2 protein-coding genes are annotated in these 7,589 nt (G+C 73.7%); both read right to left on the reverse strand.

Going from position 1 to position 7,589, the window contains the following annotated elements:
* Positions 1 to 1,978, reverse strand: a 1,978-nt coding sequence (locus tag ABZ260_RS42200; RefSeq protein ID WP_355629034.1) for a beta-ketoacyl synthase N-terminal-like domain-containing protein, incomplete at its 3' end; no start/stop codon positions are given.
* A gap of 14 nt (positions 1,979 to 1,992) precedes the next feature.
* Complete coding sequence (locus tag ABZ260_RS42205) at positions 1,993 to 7,569, reverse strand: SDR family NAD(P)-dependent oxidoreductase (RefSeq protein WP_355629037.1); 5,577 nt, start codon at positions 7,567 to 7,569, stop codon at positions 1,993 to 1,995.
* Positions 7,570 to 7,589 lie beyond the last annotated feature (20 nt).

The following is a 7,589-nucleotide window of genomic DNA, read 5'->3' on the forward strand; positions in this document are numbered from 1 at the left end:
TCCGATCCAGCACCCCCGCCGCACCGAACACCGCCTCCCGCACCGACAGACCAGGAAGATGACGATCCAACTCGGCGACCACCTCATCAAAAGCCGCCGCGAACACCGGGAACCGCCCATACAACTCCCGGCCCATCCCCTCACGCTGACTGCCCTGACCAGTGAACAGATACGCCAACCCACCCCCAGCCCGACCCCGAACCACCCCCGCCGCCAACTCACCCGCCACCAACGCCCCCAACCCCGAAAGCAACCCCTCCTGCCCAGCGGCCACCACCACCGCCCGCTCCTCCAACACCGCCCGGCCACGGGCAAGCGAATAGCCCACATCCCCCGAATCGAGACCCCCCTCCGCCTCCACCAGCCCGATCAGCCGCGCGGCCTGCCCCCGCAACCCGGCCACCGACCGCCCCGACACCACCCACGGCACCACCCGCCCAGCCACGACCCCCGCCCCAGCAACCGAACCGTTCAGCACGGACACGAACTCCCGAGAACCAGCCGAAGCCACCTCCTCGACTGGTCCGATATCCGCGGCCACCTCGCTTTCCAGCCGGTCAACCACGCCGGAACCAGCCACGACAGGATCGTCCGGAGCCTGCTCGATGATCACGTGAGCATTGGTGCCACTCACCCCGAACGCCGACACCCCCGCCCGACGCGGCCCACCCGTCTCCGGCCAAACCCGCGCCTCACTCAGCAACTCGACCGCCCCAGCCGACCAGTCCACATGCGGCGACGGCTCATCCACATGCAACGTCTTCGGCAACACCCCATGACGAATCGCCTGAACCACCTTGATGACCCCGGCCACCCCCGCCGCCGCCTGCGAATGCCCGATATTCGACTTCACCGACCCCAACCACAACGGCCGACCCGCAGACCGCCCCTGCCCATACGTCGCCAGCAACGCATGCGCCTCGATCGGATCACCCAGCCTGGTCCCCGTCCCATGCGCCTCCACCACATCCACCTCAGAGACCGACAACCCCGCACCCGCCAGCGCCTGCCGGATCACCCGCTGCTGCGACGGACCATTCGGAGCGGTGAGCTGGCTGCTACGACCGTCCTGGTTGACCGCGCTGCCACGTAACACGGCCAGGATCCGGTGACCGTTGCGGCGGGCGTCCGAGAGGCGCTCGAGTGCCAGCAGCCCGACGCCTTCGGCCCAGGCGGTGCCGTCCGCCGCCCGGGCGAACGCCTTGATCCTGGCGTCGGGTGACAGCCCGCGCTGGCGGGAGAACTCGATGAACATTCCGGGCGCGGCGAGGACCGTGGCACCTCCGGCGAGCGCGAAGGAGCACTCGCCGAGCCGGAGCGCCTGAGCGGCGAGATGCAGGGCGACGAGTGAGGACGAGCACGCCGTGTCGACCGTGACCGCGGGCCCCTCGAACCCGAACGTGTAGGCGATCCGGCCCGACGCCACGCTGGTGGTGTTACCGGTGAGGACGTAGCCGTCGGTGTTGTACGCCGGCCGGTGGTGAAGGCTGGGGCCATACTCCTGGGCGATGGCGCCGACGAACACGCCGGTGTCGCTGCCACGCAGGGCGAGTGGGTCGACGGCGACGTCCTCCAGCGCCTCCCAGGCGGTCTCCAGCAGCAGCCGCTGCTGTGGATCGGTCGCCAGCGCCTCGCGCGGCGAGATCCCGAAGAACTCCGCGTCGAACTCGGCGGCGTCGTACAGGAATCCGCCCTCGCGTACGTAGGACGTGCCGCTGCGGTCCGGGTCGGGGTGGTAGAGGCCGCCGAGATCCCAGCCGCGGTCGGTGGGGAAGGGCCCGATCACGTCCTGCTCCGCGGTCACCAGCCGCCACAGGTCCTCCGGCGAGGTGACCCCGCCGGGGAAGCGGCAGGCCATTCCCACGATCGCGACCGGCTCCCTGCCGGCGGACTCGACCTCGTGCAGGCGCCGCCGGGTCTGCTGGAGCTGCAGGGTCACCCGGTTGAGATAGGTACGGAGCTTCTCTTCATCAGCCATGGGAGGGGTGCCCTTCACGAGAGGCGAAGTTCGTTGTCGATGAGCTCGAAGATCTCGTCGTTCGTGGCCGCGTCGATGCGCCCGAGATCGTCTTCCGGAGCGGGTCTCGGCCCGCCCCACCTGGTCAGCAGGTCGTTCAGCCGGACCAGGACCCGCTCTCGCGTGCCGGAGTCGATGGCCCCGCCGGCGAGGGCCGCCTCGATTCGGTCCAGCTCGGACTCCGGGCCGGGCGTCTCGGGCGTCTCAGCCGGGACAAGCCGGGTCCGCAGGTACGCGGCGAGCGCGACCGGCGTGGGATGGTCGAAGACGAGGGTGGTGGGCAGTCGCAGCCCGGTGACCTTGTCGAGCTGGTTGCGGAGCTCGATGCTGCTGAGCGAGTCGAACTCGGCGTCGAGGAACCCCCGGTCGGGGACGATGGCCTCGGGGTCCGGGTGGCCGAGCACGGCGGCCGCGGTGGACCGTACGAGTGCCAGGAGCCTGCGCAGTCGGTCGGTCTCCGGCCGGCCGGCCAGCTCCTCGGCGAGGGAGGCCGTCCCCGCCGCCGGTACGGCGATCCGCCGGGGCCGTTTCCGGGCCAGTCCTCGCAGCAGCGGGGAACCGGTCGCCTCGGGGGCCAGCCTGGCCGTCACCACGACCGGGTCCGGCATGGCCAGCGCGACGTCGAGCAGGGCGAGCGCGTACCCGGTCGGCATGGCGGGCAGGCCCGCGCGGGCCAGCCGGGCCAGGTCCGCCCGGTTGAGGTCGCGGGTCATGCCGCTGCTCTCCGCCCAGTGCCCCCAGGCGAGTGACGTGGCCGGCAGGCCGTGCGCGCGGCGGTGGTGGGCGAGGGCGTCGAGGAAGGCGTTCGCGGCGGCGTAGCCGGCCTGGCCCGCGTTGCCCAGGATGCCCGCCGCGGAGGAGAACAACACGAAGGCGGACAGGTCGAGATCGCGGGTCAGCTCGTGCAGGTACCAGGCGGCGTCGGCCTTGGGCCGGAGCACCCCGCCTACCTGGTCGGCAGTGAGCGAGCCGAGGACCCCGTCGTCGAGCGTGCCGGCGGCGTGCACGACGGCTGTCAGCGGGTGTCCCGCCGGTACGGAGGCGATCAGCGCGGCCAGGCCGGTGCGATCGGCGACGTCGACCGCGGCGATCCGCACCTCGGCGCCCAGCGCGGTGAGTTCCGCGTGCAGTCGCGCGGCGCCCGGCGCATCCGGGCCGCCGCGTCCGGCGAGCAGCAGGTGGCGGACCCCGTGCCTGGTGACCAGATGGCGCGCGGTGCGGGCGCCCAGCGTTCCGGTGCCGCCGGTGACAAGGACGGTTCCCGCCGGGTCGAGGCGAGCGGGCAGGGTCACGGCCAGCTTGCCGGTGTGCCGTGCCTGGCTGAGATGGCGCAGGGCGTGGTGGGCGTGCCGGACGTCCCAGGCGGTGACCGGCAGGGGCGAGATGGCGCCGCTGTCGAACAGGTCGGCGAGCACGTCGAGGATCTCGGCGATCCGGCCGGGGTCCACCTCGAACAGGTCGAACGCCTCGTAGGTGACGCCCGGGTGGGCCGCCGCGACCTGGACGGGGTCGCGCTGGTCGGTCTTGCCCAGCTCGACGAACCGGCCGCCGTCCGCCAGCAGTCGCAGCGACGCGTCGGTGAACTCGTGGGCGAGGGAGTTGAGAACGACGTCGACGGCGGGAAACGCGGTCTCGAAGTCGAGGGTGCGGGTGGAGGCGATGTGGTCGTCGTCAAGCCCCTGTTCACGCAGGGTGTCCCACTTGGCAGGCGCGGCGGTGCCGTACACGTCGACCTCCCAGTGCCGGGCGAGCTGGACGGCGGCCATGCCGACGCCGCCGGTGGCCGCGTGGACGAGCAGCCGCTCACCGGGGCGGATGCCCGCCAGGTCGGCGAGGCCGTGGTAGGCGGTGAGGAAGGCCACCGGCACGGTGGCGGCCTGCGCGAACGACCATCCGGCGGGGATCCGTGTCAGGTAGCGCCGGTCGGTGACCGCGAGGGGGCCGACGGTCCCCTGAACCAGGCCCATGACGCGGTCGCCGGGCACCAGACCGGTCACACCGGGCCCGGTCTCCACGACGACGCCCGCGCCCTCGGCGCCGATCCTGGCGTCGCCGGGATACATGCCGAGAGCGATGAGCACGTCGCGGAAGTTGAGCCCGGCAGCCCTGAGCGCGACCCTGACCTCTCCCGCTGCCAGCGGGCGCTCCGCCTCGGGAGCGGGCAGCGGCCCGAGGTCGGCCAGCGTGCCCGAGCCGGTGGCGTCCAGCCGCCAGGCCTCGTCGGGAAGGTCGAGGGCGTCGTCCGCCGCCGGCCGGGCGAGCCGGGGGACGAGGATCTCGCCGCGGCGCACCGCGAGCTGGCTCTCACCCGTGGCCAGTGCCGCCGCGATGGCCGCTCGTGACCCGGGGTGCGAGTCGAGGTCGAGCAGGACGACGCGGCCGGGGAACTCGGTCTGTGCCGTGCGGACCAGTCCCCAGAGCCCGGCGTGCGCGAGATCCTCGACGTCCTCCCCCGGATGGACGGCGACGGCGCGCCGGGTGACGACGGCCACCCTGGTGGCCGCGAACCGCTCGTCCAGCAGCGCCTCGCGCAGCAGGTCCAGCGTGGTGACCGTGCCGGCGTGCAGCGCCTGCGGCAGCACCGGGTCCGGCGCCGCGCCGCCGCCGGTCGCGGAGATGAGCAGGAGATCAGGAACGGCCGCCCGTGGCGCCTCCAGGTCGGCGGCCATCGGCACGTCGGGTATGTCGAGGCCGGCTCCGACCACCGTTCCGACCACCGTCCAGCGGGCCGGCATCGGCGTCCGGGCGGCGGGTGCGGGCACCCAGTCCAGCCGGTAGGGCATCGAGTGGCTCGACGTACGGGGAGCGCCGAGCCCCCCGGGGGCGACGGGCCGGAACGTGAGGGACTCGACGGAGACGACGGGCGCGCCGGTGGCGTCGGTGGCGGTGATCCCGACCGTGTCGGGGCCGGTCGGTGTGATCCGCACGCGCAGCACGGTCGCGCCCGACGCCTCCAGCGACACCCCGTTCCACGAGAACGGCAGGCGGATGCCCCGCTCGTCGGCTACGAGGGTGATCCCGACGACCGCGTGCAGGGCGGCGTCGAGCAGGGCCGGGTGCATGCCGTACCCGGCGGCCTCGGCGAGGTGCTCGTCCGGCAGCCGCACCTCTGCCAGGATGTCGTCGCCCAGCCGCCATGCTCCCACCAGCCCGCGGAAGGCGGGGCCGTACTCGTATCCCCGGTCGGCGAGCCGCTCGTACAGGCCCTCCAGATCGACGGGGACCGCTTCCCGCGGCGGCCAGGCGCCGGCCTCCTCCTGCCTGGGCGCGGGGGTGGCGGCGGTCAGGACACCGGTGGCGTGGCGGGTCCAGCTCTCCGACGGGCCGGTCCTGGAGTGGACGGCGAGCGGACGGCGGCCGGAACCGTCGTCGGCGCCGGTGAACAGCTGCACCCAGACCTCGCCGCGCTCCGGGACCACCAGGGGTGCCTGCAGCGCCAGCTCGTCGAGGCGCAGCCCCCCGTGCCGGTCCGCGGCGTGCAGGGCCAGCTCGACGAACGCCGTGCCGGGGAGCAGCATGCCGCCGGAGACCACGTGGTCGGCCAGCCAGGGCTGGGTGCGTGGCGAGAGGCGGCCGGTCAGCAGCGAGCCCTCGCCGCCCGCCAGGTCGGCCACCGCGTCCAGCAGCGGGTGCCCGGCCGTCTCCAGCCCCGCGGCGGCCGTGCCGGAGACGGCCGGGGAGGTGTCCAGCCAGAACCGGCGGCGCTGGAAGGCGTAGGTGGGCAGGTCGACCAGCTTCGCGTCGCGGCCGTGCAGGGCCGCCCGCCAGTCGACGTTCACGCCGTGGACGTGCAGGTGGGCCAGGGCGGTACCGAACGCCTGGGCTTGCGGGCGGTCGGGGCGGGACGCGGCGGCCAGGGTGCGGGGCGGAGTTCCCGCGAGGCAGTCGTGGGCCAGGGCGGTCAGGACCGCGTCGGGACCGAGTTCGAGGTAGTCGCTCACGCCGAGGTCGCGCAGGGTCGCGATGCCGTCGCGGAACCGGACGGCATGCCGGATGTGCCGGACCCAGTAGCCGGGGTCGCGTAGCTCGTCGGCCGCGGCCAGGCGGCCGGTGAGGTTGGAGATCACCGGAATGCGCGGTGCGGCGAGGTCCAGACTCGCCGCGATGCGCCGGAAGTCGTCGAGCACCGCGTCCATGTGCGGCGAGTGGAAGGCATGGCTGACCTGGAGCCACCTGGCCCTGCGGCCCTCCCCGCGCCGGCGCGACACGATCTCCCCCACCACGGCCTCGTCTCCGGAGACGACCACGGAGTCGGGACCGTTGACCGCCGCGATGTCCACCTCGCCGCGGTGGTCCGCCAGGAGCGCCCGGATCTCCTGCTCCGTTCCCTGCAGTGCCGCCATCGCGCCGGTGGCCTCGACCGCCTGCATGAGCCTGCCCCTGCCGGCGACGAGGGTCGCGGCGTCGGACAGTGACAGGACACCCGCGACGTGGGCGGCGGCGAGCTCGCCGACGGAGTGACCGATGAGGTAGTCGGGGCGCAGACCGAAGGACTCGGCCAGCCGGTAGAGGGCGACCTCGAAGGCGAAGAGCGCGGGCTGGGTGTACGCGGTCGTGTCCAGCAGCGCGGCGCCGGCGCTGTCCGGTTCGGCGAACATGACGTCGAGGATCGGGCGGTCGAGGTGGCCGTCCAGGTGCGCGGCGGCGGCGCCGAGGGCGTCGGCGAACACCGGGAAGGCCGCGGCGAGTTCTCGTCCCATGCCGGGACGCTGGCTGCCCTGGCCGGTGAACATGAAGGCGAGCCCGCCCGGTCTGGCGGCGGTGCCGCGCACGACAGCCGGGGTGACTCCACCGGCGGCGAGGGAGTCCAGTGCCTCCAGGAACTCCTCTCGGCCGGTGGCGAGCACGACGGCGCGGTGATCCAGGGCGGCGCGGGCCACCGACAGGGTGAACCCGACATCGGATACGCCGAGTGCGGGATCGGCCGCCACTCGCGCCCGCAACCGTGCGGCCTGCTCGCGCAGCGCGTCCTCGGACTTCGCCGAGAGGATCCACGGGGTGAGGCCGGGCTCGTCGGTACGCTCGGACGTCCCGGTCTCCTCTGGCGCCTGTTCCAGCACGAGGTGGGCGTTGGTGCCGCTGATACCGAAGGAGGAGACGGCGGCCCGGCGGGGGCGACCGGTCCGTGGCCACGCGGTGGCCTCGGTCAGCAGTGAGACGGCGCCCGCCGTCCAGTCGACGTGCGGGGACGGCCGGTCGATGTGCAGGGTCGGCGGCAGGGTCGCGTGCTGGAGGGCCTGGACCATCGCGATGACGCCGGTGACGCCCGCGGCTGCCTGGGTGTGGCCGATGTGCGACTTCGACGAGCCGAGCAGCAGCGGGCTGCCCTCGCGGTCGCGTCCGTAGGTCGCCAGCAGTGCCTGTGCCTCGATCGGATCACCCAGCGTGGTCCCCGTCCCGTGCGCCTCGACGGCGTCGACGTCGGCGGGCGACAGTCCCGCGCCGGCGAGAGCCTCGCGGATGACCCGCTCCTGCGAGGGGCCGTTGGGAGCGGTGAGCCCGTTGCTGGCGCCGTCCTGGTTGACCGCGCTGCCACGGACGACGGCGAGCACCCGGCGCCGCGGGCACCGGG

The organism is Streptosporangium sp. NPDC006013 (genome assembly GCF_040614275.1).
Classification (GTDB): domain Bacteria; phylum Actinomycetota; class Actinomycetes; order Streptosporangiales; family Streptosporangiaceae; genus Streptosporangium.